The sequence below is a fragment of the Nocardioides fonticola genome (genome assembly GCF_039536805.1).
In the GTDB taxonomy this organism is placed as follows: domain Bacteria; phylum Actinomycetota; class Actinomycetes; order Propionibacteriales; family Nocardioidaceae; genus Nocardioides; species Nocardioides fonticola.
Window position 1 is genome coordinate 209543 of the sequence record NZ_BAAAZH010000008.1, and the last position, 25387, is coordinate 234929.

The 25387-nt window shown below is 72.9% G+C and carries 23 protein-coding genes; 17 read left to right on the forward strand and 6 right to left on the reverse strand.

Annotation, left to right across the window (positions count from 1 at the left end; translation table 11 throughout):
• Nucleotides 1-62: 62 nt before the first annotated feature.
• Nucleotides 63-1220: an Mrp/NBP35 family ATP-binding protein gene (locus ABD671_RS05230; protein ID WP_344732193.1), complete on the reverse strand. Its 1158-nt coding sequence runs from the start codon at nucleotides 1218-1220 to the stop codon at nucleotides 63-65.
• A gap of 98 nt (nucleotides 1221-1318) precedes the next feature.
• Here ABD671_RS05230 and ABD671_RS05235 point away from each other — a divergent pair, with 98 nt between their 5' ends.
• The gene (locus ABD671_RS05235) at nucleotides 1319-2422 is read left to right on the forward strand and encodes a hypothetical protein (RefSeq protein ID WP_344732194.1); all 1104 of its coding nucleotides are present in this window, start codon (nucleotides 1319-1321) and stop codon (nucleotides 2420-2422) included.
• Nucleotides 2423-2449: 27 nt separating this feature from the next.
• On the opposite strand, the gene ABD671_RS05240 is transcribed toward ABD671_RS05235, so the two are convergent.
• Nucleotides 2450-2992 (reverse strand): DUF1003 domain-containing protein, encoded by a 543-nt coding sequence (locus tag ABD671_RS05240; protein WP_344732195.1) that lies wholly within the window; start codon nucleotides 2990-2992, stop codon nucleotides 2450-2452.
• A complete protein-coding gene (locus tag ABD671_RS05245) occupies nucleotides 2992-4251 on the reverse strand; it encodes a magnesium transporter MgtE N-terminal domain-containing protein (protein WP_344732196.1) in 1260 nt (419 codons plus the stop codon). The genes ABD671_RS05240 and ABD671_RS05245 overlap by 1 nt, the downstream gene beginning before the upstream one ends.
• A gap of 171 nt (nucleotides 4252-4422) precedes the next feature.
• Here ABD671_RS05245 and ABD671_RS05250 point away from each other — a divergent pair, with 171 nt between their 5' ends.
• The 4 genes from ABD671_RS05250 to ABD671_RS05265 are packed head-to-tail and all read left to right on the forward strand — an operon-like array spanning nucleotide 4423 to nucleotide 8791.
• Nucleotides 4423-5823 (forward strand): phospholipase D-like domain-containing protein, encoded by a 1401-nt coding sequence (locus ABD671_RS05250; RefSeq protein WP_344732197.1) that lies wholly within the window; start codon nucleotides 4423-4425, stop codon nucleotides 5821-5823.
• A gap of 39 nt (nucleotides 5824-5862) precedes the next feature.
• A complete protein-coding gene (locus ABD671_RS22315) occupies nucleotides 5863-7458 on the forward strand; it encodes a methyltransferase domain-containing protein (RefSeq protein WP_425574884.1) in 1596 nt (531 codons plus the stop codon).
• Between the two features lie 17 nt (nucleotides 7459-7475).
• Entirely contained in the window at nucleotides 7476-7661 is a 186-nt protein-coding gene (locus ABD671_RS05260; protein WP_344732198.1) for a DUF6752 domain-containing protein, read from the forward strand.
• Nucleotides 7661-8791 carry a hypothetical protein gene (locus ABD671_RS05265; RefSeq protein WP_344732199.1) on the forward strand — a complete coding sequence of 377 codons (1131 nt, stop codon included), beginning with the start codon at nucleotides 7661-7663 and terminating at the stop codon, nucleotides 8789-8791. Before ABD671_RS05260 ends, ABD671_RS05265 begins: the two co-directional genes overlap by 1 nt.
• Here ABD671_RS05265 and ABD671_RS05270 read toward each other — a convergent pair.
• Complete coding sequence (locus tag ABD671_RS05270) at nucleotides 8738-9799, reverse strand: endonuclease/exonuclease/phosphatase family protein (protein WP_344732200.1); 1062 nt, start codon at nucleotides 9797-9799, stop codon at nucleotides 8738-8740. The two genes, ABD671_RS05265 and ABD671_RS05270, sit on opposite strands and share 54 nt — an antisense overlap.
• A gap of 45 nt (nucleotides 9800-9844) precedes the next feature.
• On the opposite strand from ABD671_RS05270, the gene ABD671_RS05275 reads away from it, so the two are divergent.
• The 3 genes from ABD671_RS05275 to ABD671_RS05285 all read left to right on the forward strand — a co-directional run bounded on the left by ABD671_RS05275 (nucleotide 9845) and on the right by ABD671_RS05285 (nucleotide 14927).
• Nucleotides 9845-12001: an acyltransferase family protein gene (locus tag ABD671_RS05275; RefSeq protein ID WP_344732201.1), complete on the forward strand. Its 2157-nt coding sequence runs from the start codon at nucleotides 9845-9847 to the stop codon at nucleotides 11999-12001.
• A 177-nt stretch (nucleotides 12002-12178) separates the two neighbouring features.
• Nucleotides 12179-13747 (forward strand): endonuclease/exonuclease/phosphatase family protein, encoded by a 1569-nt coding sequence (locus ABD671_RS05280; protein WP_344732202.1) that lies wholly within the window; start codon nucleotides 12179-12181, stop codon nucleotides 13745-13747.
• Between the two features lie 67 nt (nucleotides 13748-13814).
• Nucleotides 13815-14927, forward strand: coding sequence for a hypothetical protein (locus ABD671_RS05285; RefSeq protein WP_344732203.1), 1113 nt, complete (start codon nucleotides 13815-13817; stop codon nucleotides 14925-14927).
• Between the two features lie 28 nt (nucleotides 14928-14955).
• On the opposite strand, the gene ABD671_RS05290 is transcribed toward ABD671_RS05285, so the two are convergent.
• Nucleotides 14956-15990 (reverse strand): endonuclease/exonuclease/phosphatase family protein, encoded by a 1035-nt coding sequence (locus ABD671_RS05290; RefSeq protein ID WP_344732204.1) that lies wholly within the window; start codon nucleotides 15988-15990, stop codon nucleotides 14956-14958.
• Between the two features lie 153 nt (nucleotides 15991-16143).
• Here ABD671_RS05290 and ABD671_RS05295 point away from each other — a divergent pair, with 153 nt between their 5' ends.
• The 7 genes from ABD671_RS05295 to ABD671_RS05325 all read left to right on the forward strand — a co-directional run bounded on the left by ABD671_RS05295 (nucleotide 16144) and on the right by ABD671_RS05325 (nucleotide 23022).
• Complete coding sequence (locus ABD671_RS05295) at nucleotides 16144-17331, forward strand: acyl-CoA dehydrogenase family protein (RefSeq protein WP_344732205.1); 1188 nt, start codon at nucleotides 16144-16146, stop codon at nucleotides 17329-17331.
• 3 nt (nucleotides 17332-17334) lie between these two features.
• A complete protein-coding gene (locus ABD671_RS05300) occupies nucleotides 17335-17658 on the forward strand; it encodes a hypothetical protein (protein WP_344732206.1) in 324 nt (107 codons plus the stop codon).
• Nucleotides 17659-17693: 35 nt separating this feature from the next.
• Nucleotides 17694-18728, forward strand: coding sequence for a MaoC family dehydratase (locus ABD671_RS05305; protein WP_344732207.1), 1035 nt, complete (start codon nucleotides 17694-17696; stop codon nucleotides 18726-18728).
• A gap of 135 nt (nucleotides 18729-18863) precedes the next feature.
• Nucleotides 18864-20819 carry a CASTOR/POLLUX-related putative ion channel gene (locus ABD671_RS05310; RefSeq protein WP_344732208.1) on the forward strand — a complete coding sequence of 652 codons (1956 nt, stop codon included), beginning with the start codon at nucleotides 18864-18866 and terminating at the stop codon, nucleotides 20817-20819.
• 64 nt (nucleotides 20820-20883) lie between these two features.
• Nucleotides 20884-21444 (forward strand): histidine phosphatase family protein, encoded by a 561-nt coding sequence (locus ABD671_RS05315; protein WP_344732209.1) that lies wholly within the window; start codon nucleotides 20884-20886, stop codon nucleotides 21442-21444.
• Nucleotides 21445-21476: 32 nt separating this feature from the next.
• A complete protein-coding gene (locus tag ABD671_RS05320) occupies nucleotides 21477-22154 on the forward strand; it encodes a DUF6758 family protein (RefSeq protein WP_344732211.1) in 678 nt (225 codons plus the stop codon).
• 25 nt (nucleotides 22155-22179) lie between these two features.
• Nucleotides 22180-23022 carry a PHP domain-containing protein gene (locus ABD671_RS05325; protein ID WP_344732212.1) on the forward strand — a complete coding sequence of 281 codons (843 nt, stop codon included), beginning with the start codon at nucleotides 22180-22182 and terminating at the stop codon, nucleotides 23020-23022.
• Nucleotides 23023-23040: 18 nt separating this feature from the next.
• Here the strand turns inward: ABD671_RS05325 and ABD671_RS05330 are convergent, their stop codons facing one another.
• Nucleotides 23041-23823 carry an SDR family NAD(P)-dependent oxidoreductase gene (locus tag ABD671_RS05330; protein ID WP_344732213.1) on the reverse strand — a complete coding sequence of 261 codons (783 nt, stop codon included), beginning with the start codon at nucleotides 23821-23823 and terminating at the stop codon, nucleotides 23041-23043.
• Between the two features lie 60 nt (nucleotides 23824-23883).
• Between ABD671_RS05330 and ABD671_RS05335 the strand changes: the two genes are divergently transcribed.
• A complete protein-coding gene (locus ABD671_RS05335; protein ID WP_344732214.1) occupies nucleotides 23884-24672 on the forward strand; it encodes a ParA family protein in 789 nt (262 codons plus the stop codon).
• 1 nt (nucleotide 24673) lies between these two features.
• A complete protein-coding gene (locus tag ABD671_RS05340) occupies nucleotides 24674-25345 on the forward strand; it encodes a L,D-transpeptidase (RefSeq protein ID WP_344732215.1) in 672 nt (223 codons plus the stop codon).
• Nucleotides 25346-25387 lie beyond the last annotated feature (42 nt).

The window sequence follows — 25387 nt, forward strand, 5'->3', positions numbered from 1 at the left end:
GAAGCCTAGGGGAGAGCCGGTGGCGGCGTGCCGGGTGGGCCGGAAACCGTCGGGATCCGGAGTCAGAACCGGTTGCTCGGGGTGAGTCCGAGCTGCATGCCGGCCAGGCCGCGGCCGCGTCCGGCCAGCGTGCGGGCGATGGCCGTGAGCTCCTGGGCGGCCGGGGCCGTCGGGTCGGACTCCACGATCGGCTTGCCGGCGTCGCCGCCCTCGCGCAGGGCGACATCGATCGGGATGCTGCCCAGCAGGGGGACGTCGTAGCCGAAGCGCTGGGAGAGGGTCGCAGCGACCCGCTCGCCGCCGCCGCTGCCGAAGATCTCCAGGCGCTGCTGGGAACCGTCGGGGTTGGTGTGCAGCAGGTGGCTCATGTTCTCGATGACGCCGATGACGCGCTGGTGCATCATCGAGGCCATCGTGCCGGCGCGCTCGGCCACCTCGGCCGCGGCCTCCTGCGGCGTGGTCACGACGATCACCTCGGCGCCGGGCAGGTGCTGGCCCAACGAGATCGCGATGTCGCCGGTGCCCGGAGGCAGGTCGAGGACGAGGGCGTCGAGGTCGCCCCAATAGACGTCGGCGAGCATCTGCACCAGCGCCCGGTCGAGCATCGGGCCGCGCCAGGCGACGACCTGGTCGCGGCGCGGCTTGAGCATGCCGATGGAGATGACCGAGACGCCGGAGGCCGTGGGCACCGGCATGATGAGGTCGTCGACCTGGGTGGGCCGGCTGTCGGCCACGCCGAGCATCGCCGGCACCGAGTGGCCGTAGATGTCGGCATCGACGACGCCGACCTTGAGTCCCTCGGCGGCGAGCGCGAGGGCGAGGTTGACGGTGATCGAGGACTTGCCGACACCGCCCTTGCCGCTGGCGATCGCGTAGACCTTGGTGAGCGAGCCCGGCTGGGCGAAGGGGATCTCGCGCTGGGCGGCACCCTGACCGAGCGTCTCGCGCAGGGCGGCGCGCTGCTGGTCGTCCATGACGCCCAGCTGCAGCTCGACCCCGGTGACCCCGGGCACGCCGCCGACGGCGGCGGTGACGTCGCGGTTGATGGTGTCCTTCAGCGGGCAGCCCGCGACGGTGAGCAGCACCGTGAGCCGGACGACGCCGTCGCCCCCGACCTCGACCGAGGAGACCATGCCGAGCTCGGTGATCGGTCGCTTGATCTCGGGGTCGTTGACGGTCGCCAGTGCGGCGTTCACCTGGTCGAGGAGGGGTGCGCTCATGATGCTGCCAAGTCTAGGCGGTGAGGGGCGCTCGCCCCTGATCGGGCGGCGGGCGACGAGACCGGCGCGCGGTGCGGCACTGCCGTTAGGGTCGGGCCATGCTCATCGCGGTCAGCACGGTCATGGACACCGTCGAGCACGTCCGCCGCCATGTCGCCGGCAACCTCGCCGGCGGCGCCGACCACGTGGTGGTCTTCCTCGACCGGCCCCGGGGCGCGGGTCAGGCGGAGGTCGCCGCCTTCCTCGACGAGCACCCGCATGCCACCGGCGTGCGTGCCGGCGTCGACTGGTGGGGCGAGGAGCGGCCGCGCGAGCTCAACGAGCGGCAGTGCACCAACGCCAACCTCGCCAAGCAGGTGCTGGCCGACGCCGGCCTGCGCGGCTGGGTGGCCCACATCGACGGCGACGAGATCCTGCGCTGCGACCGCGGCGTCCTCGACGGTCTGTCGTCCGCGCAGACCGCTGTGCGGTTCGCCGTCCGGGAGACGGTGAGCCGGCGGTCGTGGGACGGCGAGCCGACCTGGTTCAAGCGGTTGCTGCCCGACGCCGACCTCCACCTGCTGCACGGTCTGGGGCTGATCGCGGAGCCGACCAACCAGGCCTACCTGAGCGGCCACCTCATGGGGAAGTCCGCGGCCCGGATCGAGGCGCCGGTCTGGCTCACCCTGCACAAGGTCGTCGACGCCGCGCACGTCGGCCTCGAGCCGGTCGAGGACGAGACGGCCTTCGAGCTGTTCCACTACGAGTCCTACTCCGCCGAGGAGTTCGCCCGGAAGTGGACGGCGATGGTGGCCTCCGGTCCCCGCGCCTCCTACCGCGCCGAGCGCCGATCGACGGCGGCGACCATGCGCGCCCTCATCAACCGGGGCCTGGAGCCCGCGGCGCTCGAACGCCGGATCGTGGCCTACTACGAGCGCTTCCTCCTCGAGGACGCCGAGGCGCTGCACGACCTGGGCGTGCTGGTCGAGACCGACCCGCTCCGCCCGCGCGACCCCGCGCGCGTTCCCGAGCCGGTGGCCGGCGACGTCCTGGCCGCCGGGTTCGAAGCCGCCGCGGGCCGGCCGAAGGCGCCGTTCTTCCACGGCACCTCGCCCGGTGGTCGCGGGCTCGCCAGCGCCGGGTCGGACACCCGGTCGGACGCCCGGTCGGACACCGACGCCGGCTCCGACGCCGGCCGCCGGGGCTGGCGTCGCCGGAGCTGACCCGGTCGTCGGGGGGCAGCGGCCGACTCAGTCGCTCGCGCGCTCGACGGGCCGTTCGAGCTCGCTGCGGCGCTCGCCCTCCCGCTCGATCGCCCGATCGTCGAGTTCGGCGAGCAGGCTGCGCAGCTCCGAGCGCAGGTAGTCGCGGGTGGCCATGTCGTTGATCGCCATCCGCAGCGAGGCGACCTCGCGGGCGAGGAACTCCATGTCGGCGTGGGCGCGCGCGTTGGCCTGGCGGTCGGATTCGGCGACCACCTTGTCGCGGGTCTCCTGGCGGTTCTGCGCGAGCAGGATGAGCGGCGCGGCGTAGGAGGCCTGGAGGCTGAGCATCAGGGTCAGGAAGATGAAGGGGTAGGCGTCGAAGGCCAGGTCGTCGGGCATGGTGAGGTTCCAGGCGACCCACGCGGCGACGAAGAGCGTCATGTAGATGAGGAACTTCGCGGTGCCCATGAAGCGGGCGAACTGCTCGGCGAACACCCCGAAGGTGTCGGAGTCGTAGCTGGGCCGCGGCACCAGCGGACGCCGCTGCTCGCGCGGCGTGTCGAGGCGGGCGCGTCGGGTCTCGGCCATCAGCGCGCCTCCCCTCGCGTCGACCGGTCGCGCCAGTTCTCCGGGAGCATGTGGTCGAGCAGGTCGTCGACGGTGACCGCGCCGATCAGGCGACCGGACTCGTCGAGTACCGGGGCCGCCACCAGGTTGTAGGTGGCCAGGTGGGCGGCGACCTCGTCGATGCTCGCCTCGGGCCGCAGGGACTCCAGGGAGTCGTCGAGCGCGCCGGCCACGAGGCTCGAGGGCGGCTCGCGCAGGAGCCGCTGGATGTGGGCGACGCCGAGGAAGCGGCCGGTCGGGGTCTCCAGCGGCGGACGGCACACGTAGACCAGTGCCGCCAGCGCCGGGGTCAGCTCGGGGTTGCGCACGTGGGCCAGGGCGTCGGCCACGGTGGCGTCGGGGCCCAGGATCACCGGCTCGGAGGTCATCATCGCGCCCGCCGTGTCCTCGACGTAGGACATCAGCCGCCGCACGTCCTCGGCCTCCTCGGGCTCCATGAGCTCCAGGAGCGCGGCAGCCGTCTCCGGCGGGAGCTCGGCGATGAGGTCGGCGGCGTCGTCGGGCGACATCTCCTCCAGGACGTCGGCGGCGCGTTCGGAGTCGAGCTTCTCCAAGATCTCGACCTGGTCCTCCTCGGGCAGCTCCTCGAGGACGTCGGCGAGCCGCTCGTCGTCGAGTGCGGCGGCCACCGCGGTGCGCCGTTCGGCGGGCAGTCCGTGGATCATGCTCGCGGCATCGGCGGGTCGCATCTCGTTGAGCGCCGCGACGAGGTGGGTCGCCCCCTGGGTCCCCTCGCCGTCGCGTCCGGTGAGGCCGGTGACGTCGCGCCATTCGACGACGTGGGTCTGACCGCGGCGCCGCAACCCCTTGCCCGGCTCCTGCACCGCGACGCGGCACAGCACCCAGTCGCGGTTGCGCGCCTGTTCCATGGCGATGTCGTAGACGGTGCCGCCGACGTCGGTCGAGGGGATGCGCACCTCGCGGTCGAGGAGTTCGCCGATCACGAGGGTCTCGGTCGATCGCTGCTCGAAGCGCCGCATGTTGAGCAGGCCGGTCGTGTACACCTGCCCGCTGTCGATCGCGGTCACGCGGGTCATCGGCACGAAGATCCGGCGACGGCCGAAGACCTCGACCACGAGGCCGAGGATGCGGGGTTGGTTGGCCTCGCTGCGGATCGCTGCGACGACGTCGCGGACCTTGCCGACCTGGTCGCCCACCGGATCGAACACCGGGAGTCCCACCAGGCGTGCGATGTAGACCCGAGCCGGTGCGGTGCTCACGAGGAGGCAGGCTACCCCGCCGCGACCCGCGGCGGCGTGCACAGTGCTGCGCGCCGAACCGGGCAAGGTGACATGTATCCTGCAACGGCTCATCACGGGGGTGCACCCCGATCGGCCGTGGCACCTCCTCCCGGGACCGCCGCGCGTCTCACGACCGAGGGAGTCCACTCCGTGCAACACCGGCGCTCTGCTTTCGCCTCCGCCCTCGTCGGCGCCGTCCTCGCGCCGGCGCTCCTCCTGCCGTCCGCGACGCCGGTCGCCTCCGCCTCCGGCCCTGCCGCGACGGCGGGTGTCAGCGCTGTCGAGCGAGCGGCCGCGAAGCCGCAGCCGACGCGCTTCTCGCTGAGCCCGGGGGTGACCTTCAACAACCCGACCGGCGGGCGGGACTCCCGACGCGCGATCCTCGACCGGATCCTCGCGGCGATCCGGCACGCCCGCAACGGCTCGACGATCCAGATCATGACCTGGAACTACCTCACCGACGAAGCCACCAACGCCCTGCTGGCGGCGCAGAAGCGCGGAGCCGTGGTGCGGGTGCTCATCGATCAGGCCAACGCCAACGACGAGACCCCCAACCCCCCGTTCAACCGTCTGCGTCGCGAGCTGCGCGCGAACAACGGCAACAAGCCGTACGCCCAGCGCAGCGCGGCCAAGACCTGCCAGAACTCCTGCCGCGGCCGCGGCGGAGCCGCGCACTCGAAGTACTACCTGTTCTCCCACACCGGCAGCTCGCGCCGCGTCGTGATGCAGGGCTCGGCCAACCTCACCGCGGCCATGGCCAACAACCAGTGGAACGAGATCTTCACCTACGTCGACCGGCCGATCATCTGGGACTTCATGCAGGACCGCTTCGACGAGGCGTGGAAGGACACGCCGGTCAAGCGCGCCTTCTCCCAGGTGCAGGACGGCGGGTACGGCATCTACATGTCGCCGAACTACGGCCCCGACTGGGTGAGCGACCCGATCATCGACGCGCTCGACCAGGTGCGCTGCCGCGGTGCGGTCGACGCCGGCAACGCCAACGGCCGCACCATCATCCGCACCAGCCCCGACGTCATCCGCGGCAAGCGCGGCATGACCGCCGCCCGCCAGCTGCGCGCGCTGTGGGAGCAGGGGTGCGACGTCCACATCGTCTACACGGTCATGGGCGGCGACGTGCGCCGCTACCTGCGCAACCCCTCGGGTCGGGGTGCGGTGCCGATGAAGCACCTCGTGCAGGACTTCAACGACGACGGCGAGTTCGACAACTACTTCCACCTCAAGGTGTGGACCATCAACGGGCGGATGGGCTCGAACCGGACGGCGTACCTGGCCTTCAACGGCTCGGCCAACACCTCCGACCTGGCGACGAACTCCGACGAGATCACCGGCATCTTCACCACCCGCTACCGGGTGCTGCGCTACCAGGGCTTCATCGACTACTGGTTCGACAACCCGCCGGCGGGCTACGACGCGACCGGCACGGGCAGCAGCACCACGGGCGGAGCGGCCGGGCGCACGGCGAGCCCCTGGACCCAGCGGATGGTCCAGCTCGGTCTCATCGACCCCTACGCGCATGTCGACCTCGACTGAGCCGCCGGCCGGGTCGCCGGCCGAAGGACGGACCGGGCCGTGACGGCCTCGCCCCGGGGCGCCCGCATCGCCCGGGTCACCGGTGTCGACCAGGACGGCGTCCGGCTGCTCGCCGTGGGTGCCGACGCCGTGGTCGACGCGCTGTTCGACGATCGGCGCATCTGGTCCTTCTGGGTGCGCCGCGACACCGAGCGCGCCGACCGCACCGGCCTGGTGCGGCACGTCGCCTGGCCGGCGGTCATGCGCCCGCACCTGCGCGGCACCACCCGCATCGTCCTGCGCGAGCATGTCTCGGGTCGGGTGCTCCACGACGGTGAGCTGACCTTCGGCGACCCGGAGCCGGGGGAGCGGGTGCGGTTCGTCAACAAGCGCGGTCTGGACATCGCGCTGGACAAGTCCGGTCGCTTCTCGCCGGTCTTCGGGGAGCGCACGGCCGCCGACCTCGAGCCGCTCCTCGACACGATGGAGCAGGTGATCGACGTGCTCGCCCGCGCCGGGGTGGAGGCGTTCCCCGCCTACGGCACGCTGCTCGGAGCCGTCCGTGAGGGCCGCTTCCTCGGCCACGACTCCGATGCCGATCTCGGCTACGTCTCGCGCCACACCACACCGGTCGACGTCGTCCGCGAGTCCTTCCGGCTGCAGCGGGCCGTCGTCGACGCCGGCTTCGGCACCTACCGCTACAGCGGCGCCGCCTTCCGGGTCGCGGCCATCGAGGGCGACGGCAGCGTCCGCGGTCTCGACGTGTTCGGTGGATTCCTCGACGGTGGTCGCCTCTACCTGATGGGCGAGATCGGCACCGAGTTCGAGGAGTCCTGGATCCGCCCGCTGGGCACCTGCGAGCTCGCCGGACGCCGCTTCCCGGCGCCTGCCGTCCCCGAGCGGCTCCTCGAGGCCACCTACGGCCCCTCCTGGCGCGTGCCCGATCCCGCGTTCAAGTTCGAGACCTCCGAGCGCACCCGCGACTCCCTCAACCAGTGGTTCCGCGGGCTCGCGGTGCACCGCCAGGAGTGGGAGCGGCGCTACGGCGCGGGGCAGGCGGGGCAGAAGGGTCAGCCCGGCACCACCACGGGCAGGTCGCTGGCCAAGGAGATCGCGGCGCGCGAGCAGCCCGGCACCCGCGTGCTCGACGTCGGCGCGGGCCGCGGACGCGACGCCATCTGGCTCGCCCGCCGGGGCTTCCCCGTCACCGCCTACGACTACGTGCCACGGGCACTGACCCGCGCCGCCCGGATCGCGGTCGAGGAGGAACTGCCCTTCGAGGCGAGGTCGCTCAACCTCGACGAGTGGCGTTCGCTGATGAGCGAGGGCGCCCGCCTGGCGCGCGCCTCGGACGCCGCGCCCGTCCCGACGGTCATCCATGCCCGGCATCTGCTCGACGCCACCGACACCTTCGGGCGCTCGGGCCTGGGCCGCTTCGCCGCCATGACCCTGCGGGGCGGCGGTCGTCTCTACGCCGAGTGGTGGACCGGCCGCGGGGAGCCCGAGCCCGGCCTGACGGCGCTGAGCGCTGAGCAGGTGGTGGGTCGCCTGGAGCGGTTCGGTGGCAGGATCACCTCGATCGAGGAGTTCGAGGCGGGTGCTCGCGGCAACGCGCGCCCGTTCAGTGTGGGAAGGGTGATCGCGTCGTGGGCTTGATCGGCGGAGGCGGTGGCATGCAGGGCAAGCGGGAGATGGCCGAGCGCATCGAGCGGTTGGAGGCCGAGGTCGCGGAACTGCGGCGCCACCAGGTGCGCCTCGCCGAACTGGCCGATCTCGTGCAGGAGCTCCTCATCCCGATGGCGCAGCGTGACGAGGAGCGAGTGGAGGCTGCGATCGCCCGCCTCCAGGACGGTCTGTGATGGCCCGCCGGGTCTTCCTCCACATCGGTCTGCCGAAGACCGCGACGACCTATCTCCAGACGATCGTGTGGAGCAACCGGGACGTCGCGGCCGCCCAGGGGCTCACGCTCCCGGGCCGCGAGCGGCGCGACCACCTCTGGGCCAGCCGCGTCGTCCGGGAGACCCCCAAGCGACCGCGTCCCGACCGTGAGCACGAGGCGTGGCGCCGCATCCTCGACGACGTCGCCGCCGCGACCGGCGACGTCCTGATCAGCCACGAGTTCTTCGCAGCGGCCTCGGGCGCTCAGGCGCGCGCCGTCCTGGAGGCCCTCGCGCCCGCCGAGGTGCATGTCGTCATCACCGCCCGCGAGCCGCTCGGCCTGTTCACCGCGAGCTGGCAGGAGAGCCTGAAGAACCGCGGCACCACCCCGATGGCCGAGTACGGCCGCACGGAGTCCTCGCGGCCCGAGGACATCTGGGACTGGCGCACCCTCGACCTGCGGCTCGTGCTGCGGCGGTGGCGCAAGGCCGTCGCCGCCGATCGCATCCACGTGCTCCCGCTCGACCCGCGAGCGGCGCGCGACGAGATCTGGCACCGCTTCGCCGGCCTCCTCGGCCTGGACGCCGCCGCCTTCGACACCAGCGCCGGGTTCTCCAACCAGTCGATGGGCGTGGTCGAGGCCGAGCTCCTGCGACGGGTCAACCACCACCTGCACGGCTTCTCCAGCGCGCTCGACCGCGGCGTGTGGATCCGTTCCTTCCTCGCCGACGACCGGCTCGTACCCCGGGGAGGGGAGCGGTTCTGGCCGCTCCCGGACCAGATCGAGGACTGCCGGCGCAGGGGCGAGGCGACGCTCCGCTTCCTGCGCGAGCATCCGGTCGACGTCGTCGGCGATCCCGAGCTGCTCCGCGTGCCGACCGTCATCGAGCCGCGGCGCACGCCCGACAGCGTGACCGACGCCGAGATCGCCGCTGCGGGCGCGGAGGTCATCGCCGTGCTGCTCGAGGACGTGCGCGCCGCGCGCCGGGGGAGCGCCGCCGTGGAGGCGGACGACGTCGAGGGTGGTGAGGACGACGGCGGGCCGCGCGCGCCGGCCTCAGTCCTCGGTCGGGTCCGCCTCGGCCGCCGGCGGAACGGTGGCGCGGGCTGAGACCAGGAAGTGGTCGCTGATGCGGCGGTTCACCGGCGTCTCGTCGAGCCAGTAGTCGCTGAAGCTCACTCCGGGAGAGGCGACGACCCAGTCGACCGGCATCCGGGCCGGGGGAGCGCAGCCGTTCGCCGTGCTGCCGCCGACCGCCGCCACCATGCCGGTGCGCGGGATGACGCGGCAGAAGAACTCGGCGCGGTCGTTCATGTCACCGGTCAGGAAGACCGGCAGCCCGGTGGCCATCAGGCGGTTGACCTGCTCGGCCCCGGTGAGGTGGCCCGCGATGCGGCTGGCGGTGTCGCGGGCGTCGTGGCCGGCCGACACGTGCATGTTCACGAAGTACATCTCGCGGCCGGTGGCGCGATCGCGCAGCCGCAGCACGGTCTGCGGGCGGGCCCGGCTCTCGAACACCACGGGGAAGGAGGTGCCGGAGACGAACTCGAACCGGCTGGTGTCGTAGAGGATGGAGTTGTCGGTCTCCTTGCTGCCGAACGCGAAGCCCGGGTAGGCGGCGAAACCGGTGAGCCGCTGCAGCGTCGTCAGCTGGTCGGGCTTGACCTCCTGCAGGCCGACCACGCTCACCCCGTGCTGGCGGATGAGGGCTGCCGCCTGCGGGGTGCGGGCCGAGGCCGGCGGGAACTTCCTGCGGTCACCGCCGGGGGCGGTGTGGTTGGAGCCGAGGACGTTGAAGGTGGCGAGCACGAAGGTGACCGGCAGGGAGGCGAGCCGCTCCGCGCGCGCGGCCATGCGGGCCCGACGCAGGGCCTGCGGCGTCGGCCGCAGACGGACGCCGGACACGATCCGGGCGGGCTCGGGTGTGGCAGCGGCCTTCGGAGCGGCCGGGGCCGCGGCGAGGTCGGTGACGGCGTCGCCGCCGATCGAGGGGAGGTCGACCCGGGTCAGGGCGATCCCGCCGCCGACGAGCGCGGTGAGGACGAGGGAGAGGACGACGGCGACGGTTAGACTCCGGCCCGCGCGCATGCTGCGGGGGTCGCGGTGTCGTCCTGGCATGGAAGTGCACTCTACTGAACCGCCGAAGCCTCGGGAGGGCATCCGATGACTCCGATCGAGGACGCCCGACCCCGGGGGCTGCGCGCCGACGTCCAGGGGTTGCGCGCGGTCGCGGTCGGTCTGGTGATCGCCGATCACGCCGGCCTGCCCGGGTGGCGCGGCGGCTACCTCGGCGTCGATGTCTTCTTCGTCATCTCCGGGTTCCTCATCACCGGGCTGCTGCTGCGCGAGGCCGCGGGCACCGGCCGGGTGCGGCTGCTCGACTTCTACGCGCGCCGGGCCCGCCGCATCATCCCGGCGGCGAGCGTCGTCCTGGCCGCCACTGTGGTCGCCTCGGCGCTGTTCCTCCCGGTGGTGCGGGCCTCGGAGATCTTCCGGGACGCCGTCTGGGCCGGGTTCTTCGCGGCGAACATCCGCTTCGCCAGCGTGCAGACCGACTACTTCGCCAGCGACCGTCCGGTCTCGCCGCTCCAGCACTACTGGTCGCTGGCCGTCGAGGAGCAGTTCTACCTCGTCTGGCCGCTGCTCCTGCTGGTGATCGTGGTCGCGCTGCGCCGGCGCGGAGGCGATCTGCGCCGCCGGGTCGTCGGCGTGCTGGCGGTGCTCTCGGCGGCGTCCCTGGCCTGGTCGGTCTGGGCGACCCACGCCTCGCCGGACACCGCCTACTTCTCCACCGCGACCCGCGCGTGGGAGCTCGGTGCGGGCGCGCTGCTCGCCGCGGTGGTGCACGGCCGGACGACGGGCTCCGGCTCGCACGAGGTCCCGGGGCCCGGCGTCCCTCGGCAGCTGGTGGCGCTCGGCGGCGCGGTCGCCGTCCTCGTCTCGGCCCTGGTGTTCACGCCGGCCACCCCGGTGCCCGGGTGGCTGGCGGCGATCCCGGTTGCCGGCACGGTGGCCGTGCTCGCCGCCGGATCGCACCCGGTCGGCTCCCGCACCGTCGTGGCCCGCGTGCTCGCCCTGCGACCGCTGCAGGTGCTCGGCGACTGGTCGTTCTCGCTCTATCTGTGGCACTTCCCGGTGCTGCGCATCGCCCGTGCCCGCTTCGGCGAGCTTGACGCCCCGATGCTCGCGCTCACCCTGGCCGTCGTCCTCGTGCTGAGCGGGGCGACCTACCACCTGGTCGAGCAGCCCTTCCGCACCGGTCGGCGCTGGCGTCGGCCGAGCATCGCGGTCGCCCTCTACCCCGCGGGCGTCGCCGTGCTCGCCCTGGCGATCGTCGCGGCGAACGCGTGGGTCGACCACCGCCTCGATCGCAACGCCGGCAACCCGGCGGTGCAGGTCGCCGACTACCGGGGCGGCGACCTCAGCGGCGATCCGGCCGTGGCACTCGTGCAGGCGTCGGTGCAGGCTGCGGACGACGCGCATCCGGTGCCGGGTCGCCTGGTGCCCGGGTTGCTGGACATCCGCTCCGACACCGCGCCCCTCGGGGCATGCGACTACCGCACCGGCACCACCCGCCTGTGCCCGCAGGGCGACCCGGACGCCGACCGCACGATCGTGCTGTTGGGCGACTCCCACGCCCGGGCCTGGAACCCGGCGTTCGTCGAACTGGGGCGCACTCTGGGCTACCGCGTCTACACGTTCGTCTACTCCGGCTGCCCGGCCAACCTCGCCATCCGCCTCGATCCCGAGACCGACCGTCCGTGGCCGGCCTGCGAGGGTTTCGTCCACTGGGCCCTCGACCAGGTCGACCGTCTGCGTCCCGACCTCGCGGTCGTGAGCAACGCGCCGCTCTCGCCGGTGGTCGACGTCGACGGCGGCGACGTCGTCGGACGCGGCGACGGCGCGGCCGCCTTCCTCCCGGCCCTCGGGCGCGGGCTGCGCGCCGAGCTCGATCGGCTGCGCTCGGCTGCCGGATCGGTCGTGGTGCTCGGCAACACCCCCCACCTCCCGCGCGAGCAGGCGGTCTGCCTGGGGCAGGCCCGCACCCTCGGCGACTGCCTCCAGCAGGCGGGCGGCTTCGAGCGCGACGCGCAGCTCTCCTTCGCCGAGGTCGCGCGGGCGGCGGGTGCGCAGTGGCTCGACGCCTCGGACTGGTTCTGCGTGCGCCGCCTGTGCCCGGCGGTGATCGGCGACTTCATCCCGATGCGCGACTCCGAGCACATGACCACCGAGTACGCCGTCCACCTCGCGCCCTCGCTCGCCGCCGCCCTCGGATTGGTCGAGCCGACGGCTTCACCGGGTGCCCGCACCGGCCGATAGGAGCCGGGTACGGGCCGTCGCCGACCCGCTCGGAGGACGCCGTCGAATTACAGATCTGTAGTTCGTCGGAACACCTGGCGTGGTGCAGATGGGACTGATGTGATGGGTGGGACGACGGGTCCCGACGCCTCGCGCGCGGTCCCGACCCCTCGCCCCGACCACCGGAGGATCGCCCCCATGTCACCTCGCACCGCCCCGCGACGCCGCACCTGGCAGACCGGTCTCGCGCTCGCGGTCCTGGCGGCGGGTCTTCCCCTGGCGGCCCAGCGCGGACTGCTCGGCGGCGAGGGCGACCTGGTGCTCCAGGCCGGTTCGGCCCGCGAGGCGTGCGCGGCTCCGGCCCCGACGCCCACCGATCCGCCCGCCACCACGGCAGGACGCGGCCGCGCCACCGCCTCGGCGTCCCCGACCCCCAGCCCCACGTCCAGCCCCACCGCCAGCCCGACCGCCAGCCCGACCGCCAGCCCCACGGATCCGCCCACCACCACACCGCCGACGCCGGGCGGCACGATCCGCGTGGTCGAGGCCAACATCAAGTCCGGCGAGGCCGACAAGAAGTTCGCCGCCGACCTGCGCAAGGTCTTCAAGCAGCAGCCCGACTTCGTGGCCTTCAACGAGGTGCCGCTGCGGCGCGACGCGGTGCTCGCACCCGGCGACTACGAGATCTTCCGCACCCCGGGGAAGTACACCGGCGAGGCCCCGGTCGTCTGGAACGCGGCCCGCTGGACGGCTATCGCCCGCGGCACGACCATGATCAGCGACACCTACGGCAAGGAGCCGGGCCAGCACGTCGACTGGGGCGTGCGGTACGCCAACTGGGTGACCGTCCGCTCGCTCGACGGCTGCCAGACGCTCTCGATGGTCGCCACCCACCTCGCACCCGAGAACTCCTACACCAAGAACCTCATGGCCCCCTCGGTGGCCCGCCTCGGTGCGTTGACCGCGATGCTCTCGGCGTCCGGCCCGGTCATCGTCGCCGGCGACTTCAACCGCCACTACAAGTCGGCGAAGTACCCCCGCAACGAGCTCACCGCAGCCGGACTGACGCCGACCTACGACATCGCCGGCACCTGGTTCCCGACCGGCGACCACTTCGGCGCCACGATCGACTACATCTTCCTGCATCCCGCCTCGGACTTCACCTTCATCGAGCACGGGGCCACGGAGGCCTACTCCGACCACGACATCGTGCACGCGGTGCTCGGCCTCCCGGTGACCACCACCCCCGGCCCGGCCGTCTCCTTCGCCCAGGCGCGCACCGTCAACGACCCGCTCTCGACCGTCACCCTCGCGCGCCGCGCCGTCCTGCGCAACGCGTTGCGGGCGCTGAAGTCCGCGCCCGAAGGTGCCCTGGTCCGCATCCTCAGCGCGCGCATCGACGACCGCTACCTCGGCAAGGAGATCCGGCGCGCGGTCGCCCGCGGTGTGCGGGTGCGGGTGGTCTCGGGCAGCGCCGAGCCGACCGCCGTCGAACAGCATCTGGCGACCCAGCTCGGCAGCGACCCGGCAGCGCCGTCCTGGCTGCTGTTCCGGCCGACCGCCTACGCCGCCGGCGGCCTGCCGTCGACGGGCCTCGCGGTCAGCGCCACCGGCTTGACCGAGAACTTCAGCATGGTCGTCGACAAGGCGCTCGATGCGACCATCGCCCGTGAGCCCGCCGAGGGCGACCTCGCGGTCTCCGCCCAGCGGTACAAGGCGCTGGTCAAGCAGTTCAAGCAGGCCGCTGCGGCCGCGGCGCGCGGCTGACCGCGGGGTCGGCCGAGTCGGCGGGCTCTGGCGTCGGACCCTGCCGGCCGCCACTACGCTGACGCCCGTGAGCGCCCCGGTCTACCTCCACATCGGCCTGCAGAAGACCGGCACCTCCTACCTCCAGACCATCTTCTGGGCCAACGAGGAGGAGCTCGCGGCCCAGGGGCTCGACATGCTGCCCGGTTCGCGCGGGGAGTCCTTCCAGCTGATGCTCGACGTGCGGGACCGGCTCCAGCCCTTCGACCCGCCGCAGGCCCGGGCGATCCTGCCCAGCCTGACCGCTCGGCTGGACGCCGCCCGGGGCTCGCGGGTCCTCATCAGCGAGGAGTCGTTCTCGCCGTGCACCGACGAGCAGATCGAACGGCTGCTCGGCCCGCTGGGCGGCCGGGAGGTCCACGCGATCGTGACCTGTCGTGATGCCGCGCGGCAGATCCCGTCGCTGTGGCAGCAGGGGCTGCAGTCGGGCCGTTCGATCGAGCTCGCGGATCTCCTCCGGCGTCTGCGCGCGACCGAGGACGCCGCCGCCCGGGGCCGATCCCGTGGGGTGTGGCGGCAGGTCGACCTGGTCGCCGTCCTCACCCGCTGGGCGCGGCACATCCCGCCGGAGCGGATCCACGTCGTCACCGTCCCGCCCGCCGGGGCGCCGCACGACGAGCTGCTCTCGCGGTTCTGCCGGGTGCTCGGGGTCGACCCGACCCGCCTGGACGCCGAGGTGGCCGGTCGCGCGAACCGGGGACTGCGCCTGGAGCAGGCCGAGGTGCTGCGTCGCGTGAACGAGCAGGTCCCCGACGAGCTCAAGCGGCGCGACGCCTACGGCAACGTCGGCAAGCGCTGGCTGGCGGTCCGGATACTCGGCGGGGCCGAGGGACGGCGGATCCTGCTCCCGGCCTCGGAGGCGGACTGGTGCGAGGCCGTCGCGCGTCGCCAGGTCGAGCACCTGAGGTCCGGCGGCTACGACGTCGTCGGCGACGCCGACGACCTCCTGCCGCGGCCGGAGTCCTTCGCTCCCGACGAGCAGCTGGTCACCGACGAGCAGGTCGCGGCCGCAGCGACGGCCGCCCTGACCGCGATCGTGACCGAGCGGCTGACCCGCGAACTCGACCGGGACACGGCGAGGTCCGGGAGCGGCCGCCGACCCCGCCTGCGGGGTCTGGGCGCGCGCCTGCGGCGCAGGTGAGCGTCAGCCGATAGGGCCGATAGGAGGGTCAGCCCAGGTTCGGCAGGCAGACCGCGGTCTGGGAGCCGATCTGGAACAGCCCCCGCACGGCGGCGTGGTCGGAGACCGCGCCCGGCACGACCACCGAGTCCAGCGGCGTGACGTCGCCGCGGTAGAGCAGGTAGTCGATGCGTCCGCGGGGGCTCCACGCGGGGTGGGTGTAGCCCGCGCCGGCCCCGACGCGCTCCCAGCTGTCGCTCAGCACCGTGCGCAGGGTCGCCATCACGTCGGTGCCGGGGTAGGCGTTGAGGTCGCCGCCGAGGATGGTCGGCACGGTGGAGGAGGCCAGCAGGTCGCGGATCACCCGGGCCTGGGCCAGCCGGTTGGCCGCCGAGCTCGCCTCGAGGTGGGTGTTGTAGACGTCGACGGTGGTGCCGTAGGGCTGGATGCGCACGCGCAGGAGCCCACGCTGCTGGGCGTCGGGGAAGCGGGGGAGGAGGGTGTTGTCGAGATCGACGATCGGGAACTTCGAGAGCACCGCGGTGCCGTACTGGCTGTCGCCCGGCCGCACCACGTTCGGGGCGAAGGCGTAGTACATGCTCAGCCGCTCGGCGAGGATGCCGGGCTCGTCGATGCGACCGTTCCAGGCGCGGTTGCGGTCGACCTCCTGGAGCAGGACGACGTCGGCCTGGAGCGCGGCGATCTCGTCGGCGATGCGGTCGATCTCGACCCGGTTGTGCGCCCGGTTGAAGCCGGAGTGGATGTTGAAGGTCGCGACCGCGATGCGCGGGCCGGCCGCGACGCAGGTGTTCGCGCGGCGTCCGGTGGCGGGGCGTGCGCGACCGCCGGTGGCGGTCGCGCCGGAGCGGGTGGTCAGGGTTCCGGCGCGCGGCGCGATCGGCGGCCCGGACGGCAGCACCTCCTGCACGGTGCCGACGGCGGCCGGCCCGCCGCGGGTGCTGGCGTCGACCGGCGCGGGGCCGCTGTCGGGCAGGAAGAGGACCAGACCCAGGAGGCCCGCGATCACGAGGGCGAGTGCGGTGACCGGGTCGGCCCACCAGCGACGTCGACGCCCGTCCGGCACCCGTGTCCCACCCCTCGGTCGGGACGCCGCCGCTCGGCGTCCGCTCGACCATTGTAGGTGTGATGGTCCTCACCGGTGGGCTGCTGCTGTGTTCTAAGTGACCAGCCGGTAATAAAGTGATGGACGACCATCACGACCCCCGAAGGATGCCCGATGCGCCTCTGCCAGACCGACGGCCTCACCGACGACCAGATCGAGATCCTCAAGGCCGTGCGGGCCTTCACGGAGAAGGAGATCCTCCCGGTCGCCACCGAGCTCGAGCACGCGGACGAGTACCCGCAGGCGATCGTCGACGGGCTCAAGGAGCTCGGCGTCTTCGGCCTGATGATCCCCGAGGAGTACGGCGGCCTCGGCGAGTCGCTGCTCACCTACGCGCTGGCGGTCGAGGAGATCGCGCGCGGCTGGATGAGCGTCTCCGGCGTCATCAACACCCACTTCATCGTCGCCTACCTGCTCATGCACCACGGCACCGAGGAGCAGAAGCAGAAGTACCTGCCGCGCATGGCCGTCGGCGAGGTGCGCGGCTCGTTCTCGATGTCCGAGCCCGGCACCGGCTCCGACGTCTCGGCCATCTCGACCAAGGCCGTCAAGACCGCCGAGGGCTACGAGATCACCGGCCAGAAGATGTGGCTGACCAACGGCGGCTCCTCCACGCTCACCGCGCTGCTCACCAAGACCGACGAGGGCGCCGACTCGGTCTACAAGAACATGACCACCTTCCTCATCGAGAAGGAGCCCGGCTTCGGCGAGACCGCCCAGGGCGTCACCATCCCGGGCAAGATCGAGAAGATGGGCTACAAGGGCGTCGACACCACCGAGATGGTGCTCGAGGGCCACCGCACCACCGCCGACCAGATCCTCGGCGGCGTGCCCGGCAAGGGCTTCTACCAGATGATGGACGGCGTCGAGGTCGGCCGCGTGAACGTCGCCGCCCGCGCCACCGGCGTGGCCAACCGCGCCTTCGAGCTGGCCGCCCAGTACGCCCAGCAGCGCACCACCTTCGGCAAGCCGATCGCCCAGCACCAGGCGATCATGTTCAAGCTCGCCGAGATGGCCACCAAGGTCGAGGCCGCCCACGCGATGATGGTCAAGGCCGCCCGCATCAAGGACAAGGGCGAGCGCAACGACGTCGAGGCCGGCATGGCCAAGTACCTCGCCGCCGAGTACTGCAACGAGGTCGTCGAGGCCTCCTTCCGCATCCACGGCGGCTACGGCTACTCCAAGGAGTACGAGATCGAGCGTCTCTACCGCGAGGCCGCCTTCCTCCTCATCGGCGAGGGCACCGCGGAGATCCAGAAGATGATCATCGGTCGCCAGCTGCTCTCGACCTACAAGCTCTGAGTCGTGAGCGACCAGCACACCTACGGCGTCCCCTCCGCCCCGGCCGCACCGGCCGGGGCGGAGGCCCGCCCGGCCCCCTCGCCCGCGCCCGAGGCGTCCTTCGACGCCGTCCTCGACCGGTTCGAGGCCCTCCTCGACCGCGCCGACGACCTGCTCACGCGGGTCGAGGCGCTCGTGGCGCCCTTCGTCACCACCACCGCGCTCACCACCCAGCTGACCGGCCAGCTGACCACCCAGGTCGGCGACTCGCTGCGCAAGTCCGCCGGGCAGGCCACGGCCGTCGTCCTCAAGGGCGTGCAGGCCGGTCGCGGCCTCGCCGGCCGCTGACCCGCTCCATCCCACCCCGCCCCGGAGGCCCCCGCATGAGCAAGACCAACCCCGGCAACTTCTTCGAGGACTTCGCGGTCGGGCAGGTGATCGAGCACGCCACCCCGCGCACGATCACCGAGGGCGACCGCGCCCTCTACGGAGCGCTCTACCCGACCCGGTTCGCGCTGCCGTCCTCCGCCGCGTTCGCCGCGCAGGTCGGGCTGAGCCCGGCGCCGGTCGAGGAGCTCATCGCCTTCCACATCGCCTTCGGCAAGACCGTGCCCGACGTCTCGCTCAACGCCGTCGCCAACCTCGGCTACGCCGAGTGCCGCTTCCACCGCCCGCTCGTGCCCGGCGACACGCTGCGCACCCGCTCGGAGGTCATCGGCCTCAAGCAGAACTCCAACGGCCGCAGCGGCGTGGTCTACGTGCGCTCGACGGCCACCGACCAGCACGGCGCGGTCGCGCTGGAGTGGGCGCGCTGGGTGATGGTGCACAAGCGGGACGCCGAGGCGCCCGCGCCGCAGACGGTCGTCCCCGAGCTGGCCCCGGTGGTCGCCCCGAGCGACCTGGTGATCCCGGCGGGCCTGGACTTCACCGCCTACGACTTCGCCGCCGCCGGCGAACCGCATCGCTTCGGCGACTACGCGGTGGGGGAGCGCATCGACCACGTCGACGGCGTCACGCTGACCGACAGCGAGCACATGATGGCCACGCGCCTATGGCAGAACACCGCGAAGGTGCACTTCAACACCGAGGCGCGCCCCGACGGCAAGCGGCTCATCTACGGCGGCCACATCATCTCGATGGCCCGGGCGCTGTCGTTCAACGGCCTGGCGAACGTCCAGCTGATCGCCGCGATCAACGCCGGAGCGCACGTCTCCCCGGCCTTCGCCGGCGACACCGTCTACGCCTGGTCGGAGGTGCTCGACGCCGTCGAGACCGACGCCCCCGGGGTCGGTGCGCTGCGGTTGCGGCTGGTCGCCACCCGCGGTCGCGACGAGACGATGACCCTGCGCGGGGACGACGGGAAGTACGCCGACGGCGTCCTGCTCGACCTCGACTACTGGGCCCTGATCCCGCGCTGATCCCGCGCTGATCCCGCGATCACAGCGGTCTGATCGACCTCCGGCAGGTTCTCGGGTGTTCGGCACCTGAGAACCTGCCGGAGATTTCGGGCGAGTATCGGACGTCGCGCCGTCCGGTGCGCGACCATGACGCCCATGGGACGTACCGGTCAGCAGATGCGACGACGCACCGCCAAGGCCATGGGTGATCGGGCCGCCGCGGCGAACTCGCCGCAGTCCTCCCGCAGTGCCCCGCCCCGCCCCGACTGGCGGGCGCGGGCGCGCTACCTCTTCGACAACTCCATGTCGCGCGGCACCCCTGCCCTCATCGCCTGGCTGACCGTGGTCACGCTGGTGCTGATCTCGGTGTTCGCCGTCATCACCACGGTGCTCAACCTGCGCGAGGAGGACAGCGACAGCTTCGGCAAGGAGCTGTTCAGTGCCCTGATGCACGCGCTCGACCCCGGCACGGTCGCCGGCGACACCGGCCCCTGGCGCTTCCTGCTCACGATGCTGGCGCTGACCATCGGCGGCCTGTTCATCGTCAGCGCCCTCATCGGCGTGATCGCCGCCGGCATCGACGCCAAGATCGCCGAACTCCAGCGCGGCCGGTCGCTTGTCCTCGAGTCCGACCACACGGTCGTCCTCGGCTGGTCGGACTCGATCTTCACCATCCTGCGCGAGCTCTCGATCGCCAACGAGAGCCGCCGTCGTCCGGTCGTGGTGATCCTCGCCGACAAGGACAAGGTCGAGATGGAGGAGGAGATCCGCGCCAAGGTGCCCGACACCCGCGGCACCCGCATCGTGTGCCGCTCCGGCTCGCCCATGGACGTCGACGAGCTCGCCGTCAGCAGCCACCGCACCGCGCGCTCGGTCATCCTGCTCGCGCCCGAGAGCGAGGACCCCGACGCCGAGGTCATCAAGACCCTGCTGGCCCTGACCCACGAGGGCGAGGACGGGCCGCGGATCGTGGCCGAGATCCGCAACCCCCGCAACCTCGAGGCCGCCCGGCTGGTCGGCGCCTCGCGCACCACGCTGCTCGACATCCGCGAGACCGTCGCCAAGCTCGTGGTGCAGACCTCGCGCCAATCCGGCGCAGCGGCGGTCTACGTCGAGCTGTTCGACTTCGACGGCGACGAGATCTACTTCGCCGAGAACCACGGGTTCGGCGACCTCACCTACGCCGAGGCGCAGCTCGCCTACGAGGCGGGCTCGGTCATCGGCTTCGTCGACGAGACCGGCAGCACCCTCAACCCGGCACCCGACGCGATTGTGGGCGAGCGCACCCTCATCGTCGTGGCCGAGGACGACGCCGTCCTGGAGAACCCCGTTCGCTCGACCGTCGTCCCCGACGCCTCCCGGTTCGGGGAGGCCGTCGGCACCGACGCGCACCCCGGTCGTGCGGTGATGCTCGGCTGGAACGAGCGGGCCCCCATCATGCTGCGCGAGCTCGACCGCTACGCCGAGCCCGGGTCGACCCTCACCGTCGTCACCACCTACGGCGAGCCGCGCGTGCCCGCACTGAGCAACCTGGCCGTCGAGGTCGTCGCCGCCTCGACCACCGACCGCGAGGTGCTCGACACCCACGTGGTGCCCGGCCTCGACCAGGTGATCGTGCTCTGCTACTCCGACGACCTCGAGCCGCAGGCCGCCGACGCCCGCACCCTGGTCACCCTGCTCCACGTGCGCGACATCCTCGCCGGCTTCGAGCACCAGACCGCGGTGGTCAGCGAGATGATGGACGACCGCAACCGGGTGCTCGCCCAGGTCGCCGACATCGACGACGTCGTCGTCAGCGGCGAGATCGTCAGCCTCATCGTCACCCAGCTGTCCGAGGACGAGCGCCTCGAGCTGGTCTTCGGCGAGTTGTTGAGCGCCGACGGCGCCGAGATCTACCTGCGCCCCGTCGAGTGGTACGTCCGCACCGGCGAGCCGGTCACCTGGGCCACGGTCGTGGCCGGTGCCAGCCGCCGCGGCGAGACGGCGCTGGGCTGGAAGTCCGACTCGCTGGCCGAGGACGGCTCGGAGTTCGGCGTCCGGGTCAATCCCGGCAAGTCGCAGACCCTCACCCCGCAGCCGGGTGACAGGATCGTGGTGCTGGCCAACGACTGACCGCATCCGGCGGTCGGTGCCGGCACCGAGGGGGCCGGCACCGACCGGCGCGGGAGAGGCGGGCATGGCCGAGGAACTCTGGCTGGTGCGGCACGGCGCGACCGAGTGGAGCACGGCGGGCAAGCACACCTCGGTGACCGACCTCCCGCTCCTGCCCGTCGGCGAGGACGGCGCGCGGGCGCTCGCCCCGCGGCTGGCCGCGGTCGACTTCGACGTCGTCCTGACCAGTCCCCGGCAGCGCGCCCGGCACACCGCCGAGCTCGCCGGCTTCCCCGACGCGGGCATCGAGCCGGCCCTGGTCGAGTGGGACTACGGCGACTACGAGGGCGTGACCACCGAGGAGATCCGGCGCACCGTGCCGGACTGGACCGTCTGGACCCACCCCTGCCCCGGCGGTGAGGACGCCGCCGCCGTCACCGCCCGGCTCGACGGCCTCCTGCGCCGCCTCGACGACGTCGCGGGCCGGGCGCTGCTGTTCGCCCACGGCCACACGCTGCCGGCGTTGACGGCACGCTGGCTCGGCCTGCCGGTGCAGCAGGGTGCCTGCTTCGCCCTCGACACCTCGACCGTCTCCGTGCTCGGACGACACCGCGAACAGCCGGTCGTCCGTCGCTGGAACGCTTGACGGCCCCGAGCCGCCCGACCACGGTAGAGCCCGTGCCGCCGCAGCCGCCTGAGCAGCCCGACCCGAGTGGGTTCGTCGATCCCGTCCCGCAGTGTCCGCGCTGCGCCGCGCCGGTCGCCGCCGCCGACGGCGTGTGGTCGTGCCCCGAGCACGGACTGACCTCGGCGCTGCGCCGCGGCATCGAGATCGACTACGACGCCTTCGCCGCCCACCTCGTCGCGACGCCCGGCTTCCCGACCTACCTGCCCTGGCCGCTGAGCCCCGGCTGGCGGGTCACCGACTTCGCCGCCGTCGGCGGGTACGGCGCGCCGGTGGCGGCCACCCTCACCTGCGTGTCGGGCACCAGTCAGCTCGACGGGCCCGTCGACCTCCTCCTGGTCGTCGAGGAGGCGGGTACCGGCCTGGGCGCGCGCTGCGCCGGACTGGAGCACGCCGATCCCGGCCCGGGCCTGGGCCTGCAGGCGCCGCTCGTGCGCGTGCGCACCGGCCGCGCGGCGGTGCCGCTGTGGCCGGTCTCGGTGGCGGGAGCGGCCGGCGACCTCGACCGGTCGGTCGTGGCCGGGGAGATCGAGGGACGCTGGCTGTGGATCGTCGTCCGCCCGGCCTCGGCGATCCTGCTGCTGCGCGACGACTGGATCTTGCGCGACGTCTCCGGGCTGGGGCCGCCGCTGGTCGAACTGCCCTTCGGGGGACCTGGCCCGCACTGGTGAGTCCGGCGGCTCCTAGGCTTGACCCGTGCGGATCGACCTCCATACCCACTCCCGGGCCAGCGACGGCACCCAGTCGCCCGCGGAGCTGGTGGAGGCGGCGGCCGCCGCCGGGCTCGACGTCCTCGGGCTCACCGACCACGACACGGCGGCCGGCTGGGCCGAGGCGCAGGAGGCCGCCGACCGGTACGGCGTCCGGCTCGTGCCCGGCATCGAGATCAGCGCGTTGCACGAGGGCCGCGGCGCCCACCTGCTGGCCTACCTGCCCGATCCCGAGCACCCGGCGTTGCGCGAGCACCTCGACCGGATCCTCGACGGACGCCGTGCGCGCCTGCCCGCGACCATCGCGCGGGTGCGCGAGCTCGGCATCCCGCTGACCGAGGACGACGTCCATGCAGCGGCCGGCGACGCCGTCGCGCACGGGCGCCCGCACGTCGCCGACGCGTTGGTGGCCCTCGGCGTGGTCGGCGATCGCACCGAGGCGTTCCGGCGCTACCTCAACCCGGGCCGTCCGGCCTACGTCGAGCGCCACGCCGCACCCCTGGTCGGGGTGATCGAGGCGGTGCGTTCGGCCGGCGGCGTCAGCGTGCTCGCCCACGCGTGGGGACGCCGCCGCGACGACGTCCCCGACGCCGCCAGCCTGGCCGGGCTGGCACAGGCCGGTCTGGTGGGCCTCGAGGTCGACCACGAGGACCACGACGCCGACCAGCGCCGGCGGCTGCGGGCGATCGCCCGCGACCTGGGGCTGGTGATCACCGGCTCCAGCGACCACCACGGCACGGGCAAGATCGCCCACGAACTCGGCTGCAACACCACCGCACCCGAGGAGTTCGAGCGGCTGCTCGACGCCGTCCCCGTGCCGCCGCGTTGACGGCGTACCGGCGTCGCGCTACTTGCGGCCGAGCGCCTGGAACCGCTGCAGGACGCCGGTCGGCACCACCCGCGCGACTGTGGTGATCGCCTGGTAGCGCACGCTCGGGATCGAGAAGACCTTGCCGGCGTCGAAGTCCGCGAGCGCCTCGCGGACCAGGTCGTCGGCGTCGAGCCACAGCCAGGACGGCGCTGAGTCGGCCGCCACGCCCATGCGCTCGTGGAACTCGGTGCGCACGAAGCCGGGGCACAGCGTGGTGACCGTGACGCCCCGCGGGCGGTACTCGTGGGCCGCCCACTCCCCGAAGCGGTTCACGTAGGCCTTGGCGGCGCTGTAGGTGCCGCGGGGGAGGAAGGAGGCGACCGAGGAGACGTTGACGACCCCGCCGTGACCGCGCTCGGCCATCGGCCCCAACGCGGCATGGGTGAGCCGCAGCACCGCGGTCACCAGCACGTCGAGCATCGCGGTCTCCTGGTCGGCGGTGTTGTCGAGGAACCGCTCCTTCAGCCCGAAGCCGGCGTTGTTGACCAGCACCTCGATTGGGCGGTCGGGGTCGGCGAGCCGGGCCTCGACGACACGCATCTGGTCGCGGTCGGCGAGGTCGGCCGGCAGGGTCTCCACCGCGACCCCGTAGGCGTCGGCGAGCTCGGCCGCGACGGCGTCCAGGCGGGCCGCGTCACGGGCCACGAGCACGAGGTCGTGGCCGCGCGCGGCGAGCTGACGGGCGAAGGACAGCCCGATCCCGGCGGTGGGTCCGGTGACGAGGGCGACGGGACGGGCGGGGGTGGAGGCATCGACCATGTGACCAGTAGAGCAGCACCTCCGCGCCGGGCAGCCCACCGTCCGGCATGATGGGCTCCGATGACCACCACACTCGCGATCGCCAACCAGAAGGGCGGCGTCGCCAAGACGACGTCCGTCGCCTCGATCGGTGCTGCGCTCGCCGAGCTGGGGCACTCGGTGCTGCTCGTCGATCTCGACCCGCAGGCCTGTCTGACGTTCTCCCTCGGCATCGACCCCGAGGACCTCGAGATCTCCGTGCACCACGTGCTCACCAAGGGCGTCGACCCCGCCGAGGTCATCATCGCCACCGACGACGGCGTCGATCTGCTGCCGGCCACCATCGAGCTGGCGCGCGCCGAGGCCGACCTGCTCACCCGCACGGGTCGCGAGCACGTGGTGAAGACCGTGCTCGAGCAGCTCGCCGAGAACGGCGTCGCCTACGACTGGGTGCTGCTCGACTGCCCGCCGTCCCTCGGCGTGCTCACCGTCGCCGCCCTCACCGCGGCCTCCGGCGTCCTCATCCCGTTGCAGTGCGAGACGCTCAGCCACCGCGGCGTCGGTCAGCTGCTCGACACCGTGCACGACGTGCGCCGGTTCACCAACCGGGGCCTGGAGGTCTGGGGAGTGCTCCCGACCCTCTACGACGGCCGCACCAACCACGCCCGCACCGTGCTGGAGACGATCGCGGAGACCTACGAGCTCGAGGTCGTCGAACCGCCGATCCCCAAGACCATCAAGTTCGCCGAGGCTCCGGCCGCGGGGCGCTCGATCCTGGCCACCAGCCGCAGCAACAAGGGCGCCCAGGCCTACCGCGAGGTCGCAGCCAACCTCGTCACGCGGGTCGCGGGCACGGCGAAGCGCGGCTGACGTGGCCCGCCACCGCGCGCAGGTCCGGCCGCGGTACGGCCGGATCGCGCTCGTGGGCGGCTCCCTGCTGATCACGCTGGTGGCGGTGCTGGGCGGGGTGGGCGTGCTGCCCGTCGACGGCCCCGACACCCTGCCCGCCTCGGCGTCCGTCGCGCCGGCGACGCCCTCCGCGCCGGCTTCGAGCTCGACCTCGCGGACGACGGCTCCGGCGACGAGCCCCACGTCCTCGGCCGGCGAGGCCGCCGATGCCGCGCCCTCGGTCGCCGACACCACGCTGCCCGCCGCCAGCGGCACGGGCCGGCGCGTCGTGTTCGACCGCTCGCGTCAGCGGGTCTGGCTGGTGCGAGCCGACGGCACCGTCGCCTCGACCTACCTGGTCTCCGGCAGCGTGAGCGACAACCTCGACGCCGGCCGCTACGCCGTCTTCTCCCGCTCGCAGGACGCTGTCGGCATCGACGACTCCGGCACCATGCGCTGGTTCGTCCGGTTCACCCGCGGCCCGTCGGGAGCGGCGATCGGCTTCCACACCATCCCGATCGACGAGGGCCGGCGCGTGCAGACGATCGCCGAGCTCGGCACGCCGCAGTCCCACGGGTGCATCCGCCAGCGCGATACCGACGCCAAGCGCCTGTGGGACTTCGCGCCGCTGGGCACCCGCGTCGTCGTCCTGTAGCCGGGAACGACGACGGCCGCCGTCCTCGGGGGACGACGGCCG